Source organism: Intrasporangium sp. DVR (assembly GCF_040365325.1).
Classification (GTDB): domain Bacteria; phylum Actinomycetota; class Actinomycetes; order Actinomycetales; family Dermatophilaceae; genus Intrasporangium.
The window spans coordinates 105,856-121,833 of record NZ_BAABZW010000015.1; the positions used below are offsets into that span (position 1 = coordinate 105,856).

General features: G+C 71.2%; 15 protein-coding genes. 12 read left to right on the forward strand and 3 right to left on the reverse strand.

The features are described 5' to 3' along the window. Positions 1 to 33: 33 nt before the first annotated feature. Entirely contained in the window at positions 34 to 948 is a 915-nt protein-coding gene (locus ABWV20_RS11555) for a putative endonuclease domain-containing protein (protein ID WP_353355308.1), read from the reverse strand. Between the two features lie 181 nt (positions 949 to 1,129). Between ABWV20_RS11555 and ABWV20_RS11560 the strand changes: the two genes are divergently transcribed. The 4 genes from ABWV20_RS11560 (at position 1,130) to ABWV20_RS11575 (ending at position 5,192) form a co-directional block, all read left to right on the forward strand. Continuing rightward, positions 1,130 to 2,476 carry a M50 family metallopeptidase gene (locus tag ABWV20_RS11560; protein ID WP_353355309.1) on the forward strand — a complete coding sequence of 449 codons (1,347 nt, stop codon included), beginning with the start codon at positions 1,130 to 1,132 and terminating at the stop codon, positions 2,474 to 2,476. A 96-nt stretch (positions 2,477 to 2,572) separates the two neighbouring features. After that, positions 2,573 to 3,733 (forward strand): flavodoxin-dependent (E)-4-hydroxy-3-methylbut-2-enyl-diphosphate synthase, encoded by a 1,161-nt coding sequence (gene ispG / locus ABWV20_RS11565; protein ID WP_353355310.1) that lies wholly within the window; start codon positions 2,573 to 2,575, stop codon positions 3,731 to 3,733. 156 nt (positions 3,734 to 3,889) lie between these two features. After that, positions 3,890 to 4,741 carry a GNAT family N-acetyltransferase gene (locus ABWV20_RS11570; protein ID WP_502901781.1) on the forward strand — a complete coding sequence of 284 codons (852 nt, stop codon included), beginning with the start codon at positions 3,890 to 3,892 and terminating at the stop codon, positions 4,739 to 4,741. Positions 4,742 to 4,769: 28 nt separating this feature from the next. Beyond that, the gene (locus ABWV20_RS11575; protein WP_353355312.1) at positions 4,770 to 5,192 is read left to right on the forward strand and encodes a DoxX family protein; all 423 of its coding nucleotides are present in this window, start codon (positions 4,770 to 4,772) and stop codon (positions 5,190 to 5,192) included. Positions 5,193 to 5,232: 40 nt separating this feature from the next. On the opposite strand, the gene ABWV20_RS11580 is transcribed toward ABWV20_RS11575, so the two are convergent. Then, complete coding sequence (locus ABWV20_RS11580) at positions 5,233 to 6,087, reverse strand: GNAT family N-acetyltransferase (protein WP_353355313.1); 855 nt, start codon at positions 6,085 to 6,087, stop codon at positions 5,233 to 5,235. Between the two features lie 111 nt (positions 6,088 to 6,198). Between ABWV20_RS11580 and ABWV20_RS11585 the strand changes: the two genes are divergently transcribed. The 8 genes from ABWV20_RS11585 (at position 6,199) to ABWV20_RS11620 (ending at position 13,955) form a co-directional block, all read left to right on the forward strand. Then, on the forward strand, positions 6,199 to 6,798 hold the full coding sequence (locus ABWV20_RS11585; RefSeq protein WP_353355314.1) for a carboxymuconolactone decarboxylase family protein: 600 nt from the start codon (positions 6,199 to 6,201) through the stop codon (positions 6,796 to 6,798). Between the two features lie 9 nt (positions 6,799 to 6,807). Next, the gene (locus tag ABWV20_RS11590) at positions 6,808 to 7,683 is read left to right on the forward strand and encodes an RNA polymerase sigma-70 factor (RefSeq protein WP_353355315.1); all 876 of its coding nucleotides are present in this window, start codon (positions 6,808 to 6,810) and stop codon (positions 7,681 to 7,683) included. Positions 7,684 to 7,807: 124 nt separating this feature from the next. Then, the gene (locus ABWV20_RS11595; protein WP_353355316.1) at positions 7,808 to 9,574 is read left to right on the forward strand and encodes a proline--tRNA ligase; all 1,767 of its coding nucleotides are present in this window, start codon (positions 7,808 to 7,810) and stop codon (positions 9,572 to 9,574) included. Then, the gene (locus ABWV20_RS11600; protein WP_353355317.1) at positions 9,571 to 10,290 is read left to right on the forward strand and encodes an HAD family hydrolase; all 720 of its coding nucleotides are present in this window, start codon (positions 9,571 to 9,573) and stop codon (positions 10,288 to 10,290) included. Before ABWV20_RS11595 ends, ABWV20_RS11600 begins: the two co-directional genes overlap by 4 nt. Positions 10,291 to 10,303: 13 nt before the next feature. Next, on the forward strand, positions 10,304 to 11,089 hold the full coding sequence (locus ABWV20_RS11605; protein WP_353355318.1) for a TSUP family transporter: 786 nt from the start codon (positions 10,304 to 10,306) through the stop codon (positions 11,087 to 11,089). Between the two features lie 97 nt (positions 11,090 to 11,186). Beyond that, a complete protein-coding gene (locus ABWV20_RS11610) occupies positions 11,187 to 12,623 on the forward strand; it encodes a ferredoxin reductase family protein (protein ID WP_353355319.1) in 1,437 nt (478 codons plus the stop codon). Positions 12,624 to 12,645: 22 nt separating this feature from the next. Next, positions 12,646 to 13,158 carry an FMN-binding protein gene (locus ABWV20_RS11615; protein ID WP_353355320.1) on the forward strand — a complete coding sequence of 171 codons (513 nt, stop codon included), beginning with the start codon at positions 12,646 to 12,648 and terminating at the stop codon, positions 13,156 to 13,158. An 11-nt stretch (positions 13,159 to 13,169) separates the two neighbouring features. Continuing rightward, complete coding sequence (locus ABWV20_RS11620) at positions 13,170 to 13,955, forward strand: FAD:protein FMN transferase (protein ID WP_353355321.1); 786 nt, start codon at positions 13,170 to 13,172, stop codon at positions 13,953 to 13,955. Positions 13,956 to 13,964: 9 nt separating this feature from the next. On the opposite strand, the gene ABWV20_RS11625 is transcribed toward ABWV20_RS11620, so the two are convergent. Beyond that, complete coding sequence (locus ABWV20_RS11625) at positions 13,965 to 15,962, reverse strand: thioredoxin domain-containing protein (RefSeq protein WP_353355322.1); 1,998 nt, start codon at positions 15,960 to 15,962, stop codon at positions 13,965 to 13,967. Positions 15,963 to 15,978 lie beyond the last annotated feature (16 nt).

Genomic DNA, 15,978 nt, shown 5'->3' on the forward strand with positions numbered 1-15,978 from the left:
TCGATGTGATCGATCGAGTGATATCTCGATCGATCACATCGAATCGGAGAGAAGGCCACCCTCGACTTGATCCATGAATCGGTCTGTCTCGAGGCGCAGACCGACCACGTCGATCCGCAGGACGCGCTCGCCGGCCAAGGTCATCGAGTTCTGCCGGAGGTTGTCGAACGTCGGATTCAGCCCGAGGCCGTGGTGGACCCCGTCGATCTCCACGACCAGACGGTGGCGGTCCCATCTGACGTCGAGATAGATGCGACCTCGGGGGCCGTGCCGCACGACCTGTCGGCTCGGCTCAGGCAGCCCTCGCGTCCGGCAGAGTCGGGCGAAGTCGAGCTCACCGAGGCTCTGGACGCCGAAGGCGATGTCGCGCACAACTCCTCGAATGAGCGCTCGACGTGTGCGGCCACGGACCAGTCGCTGAGCCGCGGCGAGCCGGACGGGCGTGGTGAGCCGCTGCTGGACGGGGAGCAGGAGCAGGAGTGCTGCTTGCCGGTCGCTCCTGGCCCAGTGCGCAGCCCGAATGGCAGCGACCTCGGGTCTGGTCCGAGGGATGCCGGCGCTGACGACCTCGCCCGAGACCCGTCTGATCACCTTGTGGATGCGCACCCCCGGCAGGAGACGTGTGTTGTGGTTGTGCACGACGGACAGGTGCACGTCGTCATCCTCGTAGCCGCTCAGGCCCGCCTGGTGCAGTGCCGTCACCCCGTCCAGCACCCCGATCGCGGCCCCGGTCTCCCAGATGGCGGTCCATCGTCGTGCGGCCACGCTGGGCGATCCGTGGTGGAGCGCCACGGTCTGCGTGCCCCTCAGGGCCCACCGTCCCGCGTCGACCTCGCGTCTGATGTCGTCATGGCTGACGCCGAGGGCTGTCAGCTGGCGGCGTGCTGCCACGCCGCCCTGCTCGTCCACCAGCTCGGCAACGGCATGCTCGCAGTCCGCGCGGTTCATGGAGTGAGGGTGCTGCGCGGCCGGATCCCTCGCTGAGCCGGATGCGAAGGCTGTGGACGCCAGCGGACACCCCGAGGGGGATGTGGACCGTCTCGGTTCGATGTGATCGATCGAGCCATGCCTCGATCGATCACATCGAATCAGGGGAGGGTGTGGCGGGCGCGGATGTGACAATGGGGAGGTGCTGTTTCTCCTAGGGGTCCTCGTCGTCGTCGTCGGTGTGGCGCTGTCCATTGCGCTGCACGAGATCGGCCACCTCCTGCCGGCCAAGAAGTTCGGCGTCAAGGTGACGCAGTACATGGTCGGCTTCGGCCCGACGATCTGGTCCCGCCGCCGCGGCGAGACCGAGTACGGCATCAAGGCCATCCCGCTCGGCGGCTACGTGCGCATGGTGGGGATGCTGCCGCCTCGTCCCGGCGACGTCGAGGGCCAGCTGCGGACCGTGTCGACCGGTCGCTTCAGCCAGATGGTCGACCAGGCCCGCGCCGACTCCATGGAGGAGGTGCGCCCGCAGGACCGCGACCGGGTCTTCTACAAGCTGAGCCCCGGCAAGAAGGTCGTCGTCATGCTCGGGGGCCCGTTCATGAACCTCCTCATCGGGGCCGTGCTCATCACCGGTGTGATCACCCTCTACGGGCTGCCGCAGGTGGCGCCGAAGGTCGGGCTGATCTCCGAGTGCGTGCCGACGTCGGCCCCGAGCGTCACCACACCGCACCCGGACTGCGCGCCCGGCGACCCGGCGGCCCCGGCCAAGGCCGCGGGGTTCCAGGAGAAGGACCGGATCCTCGCGGTCAACGGCGAGCCGATCAGCACGTGGACGGAGGTGTCGACGGCGATCCGCAGGAGCGCCGGCACGCCGATGACGTTCCTCGTCGAGCGTGGCGAGCAGGAGCTGACCTTGACGGTCACGCCGGCGCGACTCGAGCGGGCGACCTATGACGACGAGGGCAAACCCGTCGTCAAGGACGGCGAGCTCGTCCTCGAGACGATGGGCTTCATGGGCATCACGCCCGGTCAGGAGCTGGTCACGACGCCCCTCGCGGAGGCCCCGGGCTTCGTGTGGGACCGGGTCGTCGACACGGCCTCGGTCATCTGGCGGATCCCGGAGAAGATGGTCGGGGTGGCCCAGGCGGCCTTCGGGTCCGGCGAGCGCGACCCCAACGGCCCGATCTCCGTCGTGGGTGTCGGCCGCATCGGTGGAGAGGTCGCGGCCCTGGAGATCCCGGCGGACGAGGGTGGCAACTGGCTCAAGATCGCCCAGCTCGTCCTGCTCATCGCCTCGCTCAACCTGGCACTCTTCGTCTTCAACCTCATCCCGCTGCTGCCGCTCGATGGGGGTCACGTCGCCGGCGCCACGTGGGAGGCGATCAAGCGGGGCTGGGCGAAGGTCCGCCAGCGCCCTGACCCCGGCTATGTCGACGTCGCCAAGGGCCTGCCGATCGCCTATGGCATGTCCTTGGTGCTCATCACCATGTCGGTCCTGCTCATCTACGCCGACATCGTCAAGCCGATCAGCCTCTTCGGCTAGCCGTCGAGAGAGCACGTCGCAACGCTGGCGCCCGGACGCGGGCCCCGCGGAGGTGTCGTGAACTGCTCTCTCGATCGGCGGGGGATAATGGCGACCATGACTGTCTCCCTCGGCATGCCCTCGGCGCCGGCCCCCGTTCTCGCGCCGCGGCGCAAGACCCGCCAGATCCGGGTCGGCAAGGTCGGTGTGGGCAGCGACTTCCCGGTCTCGGTCCAGTCCATGACGACGACGCCGACGACCGACATCAACGCCACGCTGCAACAGATCGCCGAGCTGACCGCCGCGGGCTGCGACATCGTCCGGGTCGCCTGCCCGAGCCAGGACGACGCAGACGCGCTCCCGGCGATCGCCCAGAAGTCCCAGATCCCGGTCATCGCCGACATCCATTTCCAGCCGAAGTACGTCTACGCCGCCATCGATGCCGGGTGCGCCGCGGTCCGGGTCAACCCCGGCAACATCCGCCAGTTCGACGACCAGGTCGGCGAGATCGCGCGCCGCGCCAAGGAGGCCGGCGTCTCCATCCGCATCGGGGTCAACGCCGGTTCGCTCGACCCGCGCCTGCTGGCGAAGTACGGCAAGGCGACCCCGGAGGCGCTCGTCGAGTCGGCGGTCTGGGAGGCGAGCCTCTTCGAGGAGCACGACTTCCACGACTTCAAGATCTCCGTCAAGCACAACGACCCGGTCGTCATGGTCCGTGCCTACGAGCTGCTCGCCGAGCGCGGCGACTGGCCGCTGCACCTCGGCGTGACCGAGGCCGGGCCGGCGTTCCAGGGCACGATCAAGTCGGCCACCGCCTTCGGTGCGCTCCTCTCCAAGGGCATCGGCGACACGATCCGGGTCTCCCTCTCGGCCCCGCCGGTCGAGGAGGTCAAGGTCGGCAGCCAGATCCTCATGTCCCTCGGTCTGCGTCCGCGCAAGCTGGAGATCGTCTCGTGCCCCTCCTGTGGGCGGGCCCAGGTCGACGTCTACAAGCTGGCTGACGAGGTCACCGCGGGCCTCGAGGGCATGACCGTGCCGCTGCGGGTCGCGGTCATGGGCTGCGTCGTCAACGGCCCGGGGGAGGCCCGGGAGGCCGACCTCGGGGTCGCCTCCGGCAACGGGAAGGGTCAGATCTTCGTCAGGGGCGAGGTCATCAAGACGGTGCCAGAGAGCCAGATCGTCGAGACGCTGATCGAGGAGGCCATGCGCCTCGCCGAGGAGATGGGCGAGCCCGTCGACGAGGAGTCCGCGGGCACCCCGACGGTGACAGTCAGTTGATGCCGCGCTCCGGCGCCCTCTCACCCGAGAGGTATGCCGCTGTGCTCGCTCCACCGGTCGGCACCCTCCTGCTCCTCCCGAGGTGGGCGGCGGCATCGTCCGAACCTCACTGATCCGCGAGCCGGGATGACAGGCGCCGGTGCGGGGAGGCAGAGTGTGGGAGTGCTTCGCCAACGCCTCCCGGTCCGGCCAGTGACGGCCGACGACCGCCGTGCCGCCCTCGACTGGTGCGCGCGTGACCGGGTGGCGAACGTCTTCGTCGCGGCGCGAATCGAGGAGGGGGCGCTCCGCTCCAGCCCCGGGGCGCTGTTGGGCCACTGGGCGGAGGGGCGGCTCGACGGGCTCGCGTGGGTCTCGGCCAACGTCGTTCCCGTGGGGCTGGACGACGCCGGCGTCGCGGACCTGGCAGCGAGGATCGTCCGGCAGCGCCGGCAGTGCGCCTCGATCTTCGGTCCCACCGACCAAGTCGTCGGTCTGTGGAACCGCCTCGGCCCGTCATGGGGCCCGGTCCGGGCGATCCGGAGCCACCAGCCCCTGCTCGCCACCTCGACCCGGCCGTCCGAGCTCGGCGTGCCGATCGACCCGCAGGTCCGGCCGGCCCGCATCGACGAGCTCAGCGCGGTCGTCCCCGCCGCCGCTCACATGTTCACCGAGGAGATCGGCTACCCGCCCTACTTCGGCTCCGACCGTGGCTACCGCGCCAGCGTGGCGGCCCTCATCCGGCAGGGCCACACCTTCGTCCGGGTCGAGGACGGCGAGGTGATCTTCAAGGCCGACGTCGGTTCGCTCGCCCTCGGCTGCGCCCAGGTCCAAGGTGTCTGGGTGCATCCGCGGCTGCGCGGAGAGGGCCTCGCCGTGCCGGCGATGGCCGCCGTCGTGGAGCAGGTCCTCGACTCGCTCGCGGACGAGGTGTCCCTCTACGTCAACGACTACAACGCCCCCGCTCGCGCGACCTACGCCCGGTGCGGGTTCCGTGAGGTCGGCGCCTTCACGACCGTCCTGCTCTGACCCGGAGAGGCCACGTAGGGTGGCCCGCATGGACGAGCGCAGCCGCACCACCCCGGACACCCGGCTGCGGAAGGACGGCGCCGCGCTCGCCGGACTGTTCCTCGTGTCCGGGGTGCTGCACTTCCTCCGACCGCAGGTCTTCGAGCCGATCGTGCCCAAGGCGCTGCCGAACCGCCGCGGTCTGGTGTACGCCTCGGGTGCCGCTGAGCTCGCTTGTGCCATCGGCCTGCTCCTGCCCGCCACCCGTCGCGCAGCCGGAGTCGCCTCAGCGGCAGTGCTGGTCGCGGTCTTCCCGGCCAACGTCACCATGACGGCCCAGGCGGCGCGTCGGCTGAGCCGCGACCCCTCGGACGCGGGGCGGCGCGCCTACCTGGCGGCGACCGTGGCTCGCCTGCCGCTGCAGTGGCCGATGATCCGGGCCGGCCTCCGCGCGGGCGGCGTCACGCGGTGAGCGTGGGCAGGCGCGGTCTCCTCCCGTCGCGGGCGGCTCATCAGCCCAGCTCGACCTCGATGTCGTCACCGATCCGCCGGTAGCCGATCGCCGCGTAGATCTTGTTGCTGGTCGGGTTGGACAGGTCGGTGAAGAGCATGCATCGCTCACCGGCCTCCATCCGCTCGCCACTCAGGGCCGCGACGAGCCCGCTGGCGTAGCCACGTCCACGCAGCGCCGGCGGGGTCCACACGCCGCTGACCCGGGTGACGCCACCGTTCGCCGCGGACGCGTACGCCATCGACACCGGCGTGCCGCCATCGACCCAGAAACCGACTCGCCCCGCTGCGACGTGGGAGTCGAGACGCGGCGCCGGGCGGGGCGTCGCGGTGGGATCGTGGACGGCGTCGGCGAAGTCCTGGGCCCACCTGGAGACGAGGTCCTGCTCGTCCTCGTGGGCCTGTCGGTAGTGCCCACTGACCGCGAACGGCACCCTCGGCGACACCGGGAGCTCGAACACGCCGAGCTCCATGACCGTGCGCGCCGCTCCGCCGGTCAGCCGCACCCACGCATCGCAGAAGGCCTCGACGGGCCGGCGTCGACCGCCGACGCCGGGCACGGAGAAACCCTGCTCCGCGAGGCGCTCGGCGAGCGCGGCGGCCTGCGGCTCCGTTGCGACTGCCACGTGCAGGGGGAACGGAGGGGTGCGCATGAACGCCGCGACGACCCGTCCCGAGGTGTCGGTGCCGGCCCACCATCGGGGGTCCTCGTACCGCCCCGGGTCGCCGGCCAGACCGTGGGTGACGCTCGCGATCACGGACATGCGGACCGGCTCGGCCGCGACGAGGTCGGCGAACCACGTCGTGGCCTCAGCTGGATCGGAGGTGGACCGGAACGATAAGGAACTCAGCGGCATACGGCCCAATCTCCCAGAGCCGGCCGCCCAGCTCACCCCGATTTGTCACGCCGGCCAGCCGACTGGTGTCTCCATGTGGACAGCTCGAGAACGAGACTCACGGAGGACACCATGAACGACACGACGAGGGTTCCACCGGCACCCGTCACCGGGGTGTACGGCGCGCTCATCAAGGCAGGCTCGAAGAAGATGCTCGGCAAGGTCCCCGACTCCATCGGAGTCGCGTGGCACCACCGCCCCGTGCTCAAGGACTTCATGACGCTCGGCCGGAAGTCCGAGAAGTGGGACGCCCTCGACCCCACCCTCGCCTCCCTCGCCACCATGGCTGCAGCGGCCAGCGTCGGGTGCAGCTTCTGCCTCGACCTGCACTACTTCATGGCCCACAACAAGCACCTCGACGAGGGCAAGGCGCGCGACGTGCCCCGCTGGCGCAGCTCCACCGTCTTCAGCCCACTCGAGCGGCGAGTCATGGAGTACGCGGAGGCGATGTGCCAGACGCCGGTGGAGGTCACGGACGAGCTCTCCGACGCGTTGCTCGCGGACCTCGGACCTGCGGCTCTCGTCGAGCTCGCGGCCCGAGTGGGCCTGATGAACGCCACCGCCCGCCAGAACGTCGCGCTCGGAATCCGCTCCGAGCACTTCGCCGACTCCTGCGGCCTGCCGCCGCTCGCGCAGGGCACGCAGTCCCGGTCGACGCCGACCGCCTCCTAGGGTGGGGAGATGGACGTCGACCCGTTCATGACCCATCGCAACCTGCTCTTCACCGTCGCCTACGAGATGCTCGGCTCGGCCGCCGACGCCGAGGACGTCCTGCAGGAGTCGTGGCTGAGGTGGGCCGGGGCCGACCAGGCGGTCGTGCGCGACCCCCGCGCCTACCTGGTGCGGGTCGTCACCCGGCAGGCGCTCAACCACCTGCGGACCCTGTCGCGCCGGCGGGAGGAGTACACGGGGCAGTGGCTGCCCGAGCCGCTCCTCACGAGCCCCGACGTCGCCGAGGACGTCGAGCTCGCCGAGAGCCTGTCGATGGCGATGCTCACCGTGCTCGAGACCCTCGGGCCGGCCGAGCGGGCCGTCTTCGTCCTGCGCGAGGTCTTCGACGTGCCCTACGCCGAGATCGCCGCAGCCGTCGACAAGGAGACGGCCGCCGTGCGGCAGATCGCCCACCGGGCCAAGCGACACGTGGCAGCCCGGCGCCCTCGCGTCACGGTCGACCGCACCGAGCAGCAAGAGGTGCTGGGCCGATTCCTCAGAGCCTTCAACACCGGCGACCTCCAGGGCCTCATGGACGTGCTCGCACCGGACGTCGTCTCCGTCGCCGACGGCGGTGGCAAGGTCCGCGGAGCCGCCCGGCGCCCCATCGTCGGGGCAGCCAAGCTGGTCGCCTACCTGGCCGGCGGGATGGAGAAGTTCGGCGTGCACCCCGTGGCCCGGCCGGTCTGGGTCAACGGCGGGCCCGGAGCCGTCGTCGAGGTCGACGGTGCGACCGCCGCGGTGCTGTCCGTGTCGGTCGAGAACGGCCGCATCACGCGGATCTACTCAATCGCCAACCCGGACAAGCTCGAGCGTTTCGACGCGGAGGCCACGGTGGCCCGGTAGCCCGCCGCGGGCAGAGCACCGAGCCACCGTCGGTGGTCAGGAGGAAACGCGGGCGAGCCCAGCGGCATACGGCAGATATCCTTCCGGGGTCGAAGTCCCTGCCCATCTGCCGAGGAGCCCGCCCGTGGTCCTGCACATGTCGTCCCTGTTCCTGCGCACCCTGCGTGAGGACCCGGCGGACGCTGAGGTCCCGAGCCACCGGCTCCTCGTCCGGGCCGGCTACATCCGCCGCGTCAGCCCCGGCGTCTACACGTGGCTGCCCCTGGGTCTGCGGGTGCTGCGCAACGTCGAGCGCATCGTGCGCGAGGAGATGGACGCGATCGGCGCCCAGGAGCTGCTCTTCCCGGCACTGCTGCCCCGCGAGCCCTTCGACGCGAGCGGTCGGTGGACCGAGTACGGCGACAACATCTTCCGGCTCCAGGACCGCAAGGGCGCCGACCATCTTCTGGGCCCGACCCACGAGGAGATGTTCACCCTCACCGTCAAGGACCTCTACTCGTCCTACAAGGACCTTCCGCTGTCGATCTACCAGATCCAGACCAAGTACCGCGACGAGGCGCGTCCGCGGGCCGGGCTCCTTCGGGGCCGCGAGTTCGTCATGAAGGACAGCTACTCGTTCGACATCGACGAGGCGGGCCTCGACAAGAGCTACCAGGCGCACCGGGACGCCTACGTGCGGATCTTCGACCGCCTCGGCTTCCACTACGTCATCGTCGAGGCGATGGCCGGCGCGATGGGCGGGTCCAAGAGCGAGGAGTTCCTCGCCACCGCCGAGGTCGGCGAGGACACCTACGTCCACTGCCCGAGCTGCGGCTACGCGGCCAACGTCGAGGCCGTGCGCGTGCCCGCGCCCGAGCCGGTCAGCTGGGACGGCGTGCCCGCCGCCCACGCCGAGGACACCCCCGGCACGCCGACGATCGAGACGCTCGTCGACCACCTCAACGCGCACTACCCCCGCGACGACCGGCCCTGGACCGCCGGCGACACCCTCAAGAACGTCGTCGTCATGCTCGTCCACCCCGACGGCACGCGTGAGCCCCTCGCCATCGGCGTCCCCGGCGACCGGGAGGTCGACGAGAAGCGGCTCGGCGCCCAGGTCGAGCCCGCCACGGTGGAGGCCTTCGACGAGAAGGACTTCGCCGCCAACCCCGCGCTCGTCAAGGGCTACATCGGCCCCGGTGCGCTGGGGCTGGAGGGGACGACGGGCATCCGCTTCCTGCTCGACCCGCGGATCGCACCCGGCACCCGCTGGGTGACCGGCGCCAACGAGCCCGGCAAGCACGTCATCGACCTCGTCGCCGGCCGTGACTTCGAGGGCGACGGGACGATCGAGGCCGCCGAGGTGCGCTTCGGCGACCCCTGCCCCAACTGCGACCACGTCCTCGAGGGCGCGCGTGGCATCGAGATGGGCCATGTCTTCCAGCTCGGCAAGAAGTACGCGGAGGCCCTGGACCTGCGGGTGCTCGACCAGAACGGCAAGCTGACCACGGTTGTCATGGGCTCCTACGGCGTCGGCGTGTCCCGCGCCGTCGCCTGCGTCGTCGAGGGCAACTACGACGACTCCGGGATCATCTGGCCGCGTGAGCTGGCGCCCGCCGACGTCCACATCGTCGCCGCCGGAAAGGACCAGCCGCTCTTCACCGCCGCCGATGACATCGCCCGCGACCTCGAGGCCCAGGGCCTGACCTGCATCGTCGACGACCGTCGTGGGGTCAGCCCGGGCGTCAAGTTCAAGGACTCGGAGCTCATCGGTGTGCCGACGATCATCGTCGTCGGCCGCGGCCTCGCCGACGGCAAGGTCGAGATCAAGGACCGCCGGTCGGGCGAGCGGCGCGAAGTGGCGCTCGACGGCATCGTCGAGGCCGTCCTCGCGGAGGTGCGCCCGTCGTGACACCGGTGAAGGCGGTCATCTTCGACTGGGGCGGGACCATCACGCCGTGGCACACGGTCGACCTCCGCGCCCAGTGGACCGCCTTCGCCGACGGGGCGGGCACGGTGGCATGTGCGCGCGACGACCTCGCGAGCAGGCTGTATGCCGCTGAGGACCTCGCGTGGGCGCGTGGCCGGACCGAGGGGCTGAGTGCGCGTCTGCACGACATCCTCGAGTCGTGCGGGCTGGCGCACGGCGATGCGCGGACCGAGGCGGGCACGGCGTCCTACCGCGACTTCTGGGAGCCGCACACCCTGACCCACCCGGCGATCGGGCCTCTCTGGGAGGGCCTGCGCGCCCAGGGGATCCAGATCGGGTTGCTCTCCAACACGATCTGGGACCGCGACTACCACCGAGCGATCTTCGAGCGGGACGGCGTCCTGGACCTCATCGACGCGGACGTCTACTCCAGTGAGGTCCCGTGGGTGAAGCCGCGCGCGGAGATCTTCGCCCATGCCGCCGAGTCCCTCGGCGTGGCTCCCACGGACTGCGCCTACGTCGGGGACCGGTCCTACGAGGACGTGCACGGCCCGCAGCAGGTGGGGATGCGCGCCATCTGGATCCCGCACTCGACGATCCCGGTCGAGCAGCAGGTCTCCCACGAGGCCACGCCGGACGCCGTCGCCCACGAGCTCGCGCACATCGAGACGATCGTCGCCGCGTGGAACCTTCCCTGAGCGTGCGGGCCTCGTGCCGGCCGACCTGACCCCCACCGTCCTCGCCCTGCTCGGCCTCGCCGCGTTCGCGGCCGGCTGGATCGACGCCGTCGTGGGCGGGGGCGGCCTCATCCAGCTCCCCGCGCTCCTGCTCGGCCTGCCCGGTGCGACCCCGGCACAGCTGCTCGCCACCAACAAGCTGAGCTCGATCTTCGGCACGGCGACGAGCTCGGTGACCTACTTCCGGCGGGTCGGCGCGGACCTGCGCACGGCGCTGCCGATGGCCGCGGTCGCCTACGTCGGTGCGATCGGCGGGGCCGTGATCGGGCTGCACATCCCCAAGTCCGCCTTCAACCCGATCATCCTCGTCCTGCTCGTCGTGGTCGGCGCCTACACACTCTTCCGGCCCGACCTCGGCCGCGAGTCGCTCAAGCGCTTCCACGGCCACAAGCACGTCGTCCTCGCCATGCTCACCGGCTTCGTCATCGGCGTCTACGACGGAGCCCTCGGACCGGGCACCGGCTCGCTCCTCGTCTTCGCGCTCGTCGGCCTGCTCGGATACGCGTTCCTCGAGGCGAGCGCCAAGGCCAAGATCGCGAACTTCGCGACGAACCTCGGGGCCCTGACCGTCTTCGCTCCGCTCGGCCACGTCGTCTGGCAGGTCGGTCTCCTCATGGCGGTGGGCAACATCCTCGGCGGCTACGTGGGGGCCCGCACGGCCGTGGCCCGGGGGAGCGGCTTCGTCCGCGCCGTGTTCGTCGTGATCGTCTCGGCCTTCATCGTCCGGATCGGGGGCAGCCTCCTCGGGTGGTGGGCCTGAGCCAGGCCGCGAGGGCCCCGCAGAGCTCGGGACCGTTCACACCGACGCCATGACGCGTCCACAGTGACAGCACAGGCGTCCCGGCGAGGTTGGGGCCATGACGACCTCAACCACGCCGCAGCCGACGTCCCTCACGCGGACCGAGCCCAGCGGCATACGGCTTCGGCTGCGACGATCGACGCCGCGATGGTGGCGGGACGGGACCGCGGCGGCGGCCTGGGCGCTGGTTCTCTTCGTCGTCGGTCTGTGGGTCGGTGGTGGGGCGCTGGGCGAGACTGGCCTGCTCGGTTCGGCAGCGGATGCGGTGACGAGCCTCGGCCGACTCGCGGGGCTTGAGGCCTCGGTTCTCATCCTCATCCAGGTCGCCCTCATGGCACGGATCCCCGTTGTGGAGCAGGCCTGGGGGCAGGACGAGCTCGCTCGGGTGCACCGCCTCGTCGGGTTCACGTCGTTCTCCCTCATGCTCGCCCACATCGTGCTGACGATCGTCGGCTACGCGGTGGGCGTTGGGGCCGGGGTCCTCGCGACCTTCGTCGACGAGGTCCTGGGCTCCCCGGGCATGCTCCTGGCGCTCGCCGGCAGCCTGGCGCTCGTCATGGTGGTGGTGACCTCCATCCGGCGTGCCCGCGCCCGGTTGCGCTACGAGTCGTGGCACCTGCTCCACCTCTACGCCTACCTCGGCGCCGGGCTGGCGCTGCCGCACCAGCTGTGGACGGGGCAGGACTTCCGCGCCAGCTCGCTCGCGACGGTGTTCTGGTGGGGGCTGTATGCCGCTGTGCTCGCCTCCGTCGTCGCCTTCCGTGTCGTCCTCCCGCTCATCCGCTCCCGCCGTCACGCGCTCGTCGTCCGTGAGGTGGTCGCGGAGTCGCCCGACGTCGTCTCCGTCGTCGTCGAGGGCCGCGACCTCGAGCGGTTGCCGGCGCGTGGCGGCCAGTTCTTCCAGTGGCGCTTCCTCGGGTCCCCCGGCTGGACGCGAGCGAACCCGTACTCGCTCTCTGCGGCGCCCGATGGCCGGACCCTGCGGCTCACCGCGAAGCTGGTCGGTGACTCGTCGAGGCGACTGCCGACGTTGACACCCGGCACCAAGGTGCTCGTCGAAGGGCCCTACGGACGCCTCCACGCGGGTGTCGCGGTCCGTGACAAGTACCTGCTCGTCGGAGCCGGGATCGGGATGACGCCCCTGCGTGCCCTCCTCGAGGAGCTGCCGGCCGGGCCCGGCCGGGCCGTCCTCGTCTACCGCGCGACCGGAGCGGACGACCTCGTGCTCGGCGACGAGCTCGCCGCGCTCGCGCGGACCAAGGGCGCCGAGGTGGTCTCCGTCCTCGGCCCGCGGGCGAGGAGCCGCGCGAGCTGGCTCCCGGAGCCTGCCGCTCACCTCGGGGACGCCGAGGCGCTCCGGACGCTCGCCCCCGACATCGCCGAACGCGACGTGTACGTCTGCGGCACCCCCGAGTGGATGGATCACGTCATCCGCGCCGCGCGCGCGGCAGGGGTCCCAGCCGAGGCGATCCACCACGAGCGCTTCGCCTACTGACCCGACCACGAAGGAGATCCTCATGCGACGCATCACCCTCTGGGCGATGAGCACCCTCACCGCGCTCGTCCTGCTCTTCAGCTACTCCACGTCGCGACCGACGGACGTGACGGCCGCTGCGGAGACCAGACAGGTCGTGTCGAGCCAGCAGTCCGCCGTGTCGGGCGCCATGTCGGGCGCCGTGTCGGGCGCCGCGTCGGGAGCTGCGTCGGACTCGTCGGGGGGTTCCTCCTCCTCAGCAGCCAGCTCCCCGACCTCACCTGGGACCTACACCGGCGACGAGGTGATGACCCGGTTCGGCGTCGTCCAGGTGCAGATCACCGTGGAGGACGGGACGATCACGTCCGCGGACGCGGTCCAGGCACCGATGCGGGACCGGCATGACCAGATGATCAACTCCCGCGCCGTGCCGGTCTACAACTCCGAGGTCGTCGACGCCCAGTCGGCAGACATCGATGTCGTCTCCGGCGCGACCGTGACCTGGGAGGGCTACACGACCTCACTCCAGTCGGCCATCGACCAGGCGAACCTGTGAGGACCGGAACGATGACGATGACGACGCGCACGACCCCGTCGAGGTCCGCTGCGGTCGGCCGCAGAGCCTGGGTGGAGCAGGTGATGGGGATGCCGGTGAGCATCCACCTGCGCGGGCTGGACGTGGGCGGCCCGCACGCCGCTCGCGCTGTGGCGGGCGCCTACTCCACCCTGGCCGGCATGGACGTCGTCTTCTCGACGTACCGGCAGGACAGCGACGTCATCCGCCTGCGGCGCGGAGAGGTGACGCTCGACGAGTGCAGCCCCTTCGTCCGCGAGGCCCTGGCCCTGGGGCAGCGTGCGGAGCGGCGGACGGGGGGCGCCTTCACGACGGTCCTGCCCACGCCGGAGGGTGATCTCGCCTTCGACCCCACAGGCCTCGTCAAGGGGTGGGCCGTCGACCTGGCGGCGCACGAGCTGGCCACGCTGCCCGGGACCTCCTACTGCATCAACGCCGGGGGCGACCTCCTCATCGGCGCCCACGCGGACCTGCCGTTGTCAGGTCCGGGCGCGCTCTCCTGGCGGGTCGGCATCGAGGACCCCCGGGACCGGGCGTCGATCGCGACCACCGTGGCCATGACGCACGGTGCCGTCGCCACATCCGGCACCGCCGCGCGAGGTGCGCACCTCTATGACCCGGCGACGGGCCGGCACGTCGGGCGGCCCGGCTCTGTGACGGTCGTCGGACCGACCCTGCTGTGGGCCGACATCTGGGCGACGGCGCTCTTCGTCGGGGGAGAGCGCGCCAGGGAGGTGTTCGCCCTGTCGGCGCCCGACTACCTGTCGACCGCCCTCTGACCCGTCCCGTCAGCGAGCGGGGGTCGGGGACAGCGCCGCTGACAGCTCATCGGTCGTCGTCACCGGGCGGTCGCAGACGAAACCACGGCAGACGTATGCGGCTGGGTGACCTCCCACGAGAGGGCGGCCCTCGAGCAGGGGGACCCCGGGCGTGTCCGGAGCTCCGTGGACCATGACGAGTCCCGGGCTCGTGGCGAGGCGGGTCGTGCGGGCCAGGGCCTCGGCCTCAGGGCCGCTCCCGACCACCGCGACCTGCACGGGACCTGCGGCGAGAGCCTCCGCACCGGCCAGGGTCCACCCGCCGAAGCGCGGCTCCCGGCGTGCGAGCCCCATGCCGGCGTCGATACCGCGACGTCCCGCCTCGATGAAGTCGGGGTCCCCGGTCAGTGCGCCGAGCGTGATGAGAGCGACGGCGATGGAGGACTGGCCGGACGGCTCTGCGTTGTCGGCCCCGCTCCTCGGCCGCAGGAACAGCTGCTCCGAGTCCGAGGCGGTGTCGTGGAATCCGCCGTCCTCGGCGGAGAAGCGGTCCCGCGCCTGGGCGAGCAGGTGTGACGCCACGGTGAGCCACCGCGCTTCACCGGTCGTCTGGTGCAGCGCCAGGAGCCCCTCGGCCAGGTTGCCGTAGTCGTCCGCCACGCCGGCGGCTGCACCGACCCGACCGTCTCGGGAGGCTCGCCGCAGGTCACCGTCCACGACGTGCAGGTCGAGGACGAGGTTGGCGGTGGTCGCGGCAGCGGCGACCCAGGCAGGCTCGTCGAAGATGGCCCCGGCCTCCGCGAGGGCGGCGATGGCGAGCCCGTTCCACGAGGTCACGACCTTGTCGTCCCGGCCCGGCTGGGGCCGCTGCGCCCGCGCCTGCGCCAAGCGGGTCCGCACGTCCCTGAACCACTCCGGGTCGTGGGGGTCGTCCGGGTCGCTGAGCAGCTGCAGGGTCGACGAGCCGTGCTCGAACGAGCCGCCCGCCGTCACCGAGAAGAGGCGGGCCGCCCGGGCGCCGTCGTCCTCGCCCAGCACCTCCGCAAGCTGCGCCGGCGTCCACACGTAGGTCAGGCCCTCGACGCCCTGCGTGTCGGCGTCGAGCGACGACGCGAACCCGCCCTCGGAGGTGCGCAGCTCGGCCAGCAGAAACTCCGCGGTCTCGCGCACCACCTTCTCCGCGAGGGGGTTCCGGCCGACTCGCCACCAGTGCGCATAGGCCCGCAGCAGCAGCGCGTTGTCGTAGAGCATCTTCTCGAAGTGCGGCACGACCCACTTCGCGTCGACCGAGTAGCGGGCGAACCCGCCGCCGACCTGGTCGTACATCCCGCTCCGCGCCATCGCCTCCAGGGTCCGGTCCGCCATGGCCAAGGAGACATCGTCCCCGGTTCGCGCGTGGTGCCGCAGCAGGAACTCGAGCACCATCGACGGCGGGAACTTCGGCGCACCACCGAAACCACCTGCGGCCGAGTCGAACTGACCCGACAACAGCGTCACGGCACGATCGAGGTCAGCGAGCCCGGCGGCATACGGCTCGGGGCTGGCCAGCCCCTCGCGGAGGGCGCTGGTGATGTGCAGCCCGGAGGCGCGGACCTCGTCCTCGCGGGTGCGCCAGGCCTCGTCGATGGCTGCGAGCACCCGCAGGAAGTGGTCGCGCGGGAAGTAGGTGCCGCAGAAGAACGGCGCGCCCTCAGGGGTGAGGAAGCACGTCATCGGCCACCCGCCGTGTCCGGTCGTCGCGGTGACCGCCGCCATGTAGACCGCGTCGATGTCGGGCCGCTCCTCGCGGTCGACCTTGACGGACACGAAGCGGTCGTTCAGCTCCCGGGCGACGGCCTCGTCCTCGAACGACTCGTGGGCCATGACGTGGCACCAGTGACACGCGGCATAGCCCACCGACAGGAGCACAGGGACGTTGCGTTGGCGGGCCTCGGCGAAGGCCGCCTCTCCCCACTCCTGCCAGTGGACCGGGTTGTCCCGGTGCTGGAGCAGGTAGGGGCTGGTGGCCGCGGCGAGTCGGTTGCTCATCCATCCACCCTGCCAC

Coding starts and splice junctions, on each gene's coding strand:
- ABWV20_RS11555 (WP_353355308.1), bottom strand. CDS start 948: ATGAACCGCGCGGACTGCGAGCATGCCGTTGCCGAGCTGGTGGACGAG.
- ispG (WP_353355310.1), top strand. CDS start 2,573: ATGACTGTCTCCCTCGGCATGCCCTCGGCGCCGGCCCCCGTTCTCGCG.
- ABWV20_RS11575 (WP_353355312.1), top strand. CDS start 4,770: ATGGACGAGCGCAGCCGCACCACCCCGGACACCCGGCTGCGGAAGGAC.
- ABWV20_RS11580 (WP_353355313.1), bottom strand. CDS start 6,087: ATGCCGCTGAGTTCCTTATCGTTCCGGTCCACCTCCGATCCAGCTGAG.
- ABWV20_RS11585 (WP_353355314.1), top strand. CDS start 6,199: ATGAACGACACGACGAGGGTTCCACCGGCACCCGTCACCGGGGTGTAC.
- ABWV20_RS11590 (WP_353355315.1), top strand. CDS start 6,808: ATGGACGTCGACCCGTTCATGACCCATCGCAACCTGCTCTTCACCGTC.
- ABWV20_RS11610 (WP_353355319.1), top strand. CDS start 11,187: ATGACGACCTCAACCACGCCGCAGCCGACGTCCCTCACGCGGACCGAG.
- ABWV20_RS11615 (WP_353355320.1), top strand. CDS start 12,646: ATGCGACGCATCACCCTCTGGGCGATGAGCACCCTCACCGCGCTCGTC.
- ABWV20_RS11620 (WP_353355321.1), top strand. CDS start 13,170: ATGACGATGACGACGCGCACGACCCCGTCGAGGTCCGCTGCGGTCGGC.
- ABWV20_RS11625 (WP_353355322.1), bottom strand. CDS start 15,962: ATGAGCAACCGACTCGCCGCGGCCACCAGCCCCTACCTGCTCCAGCAC.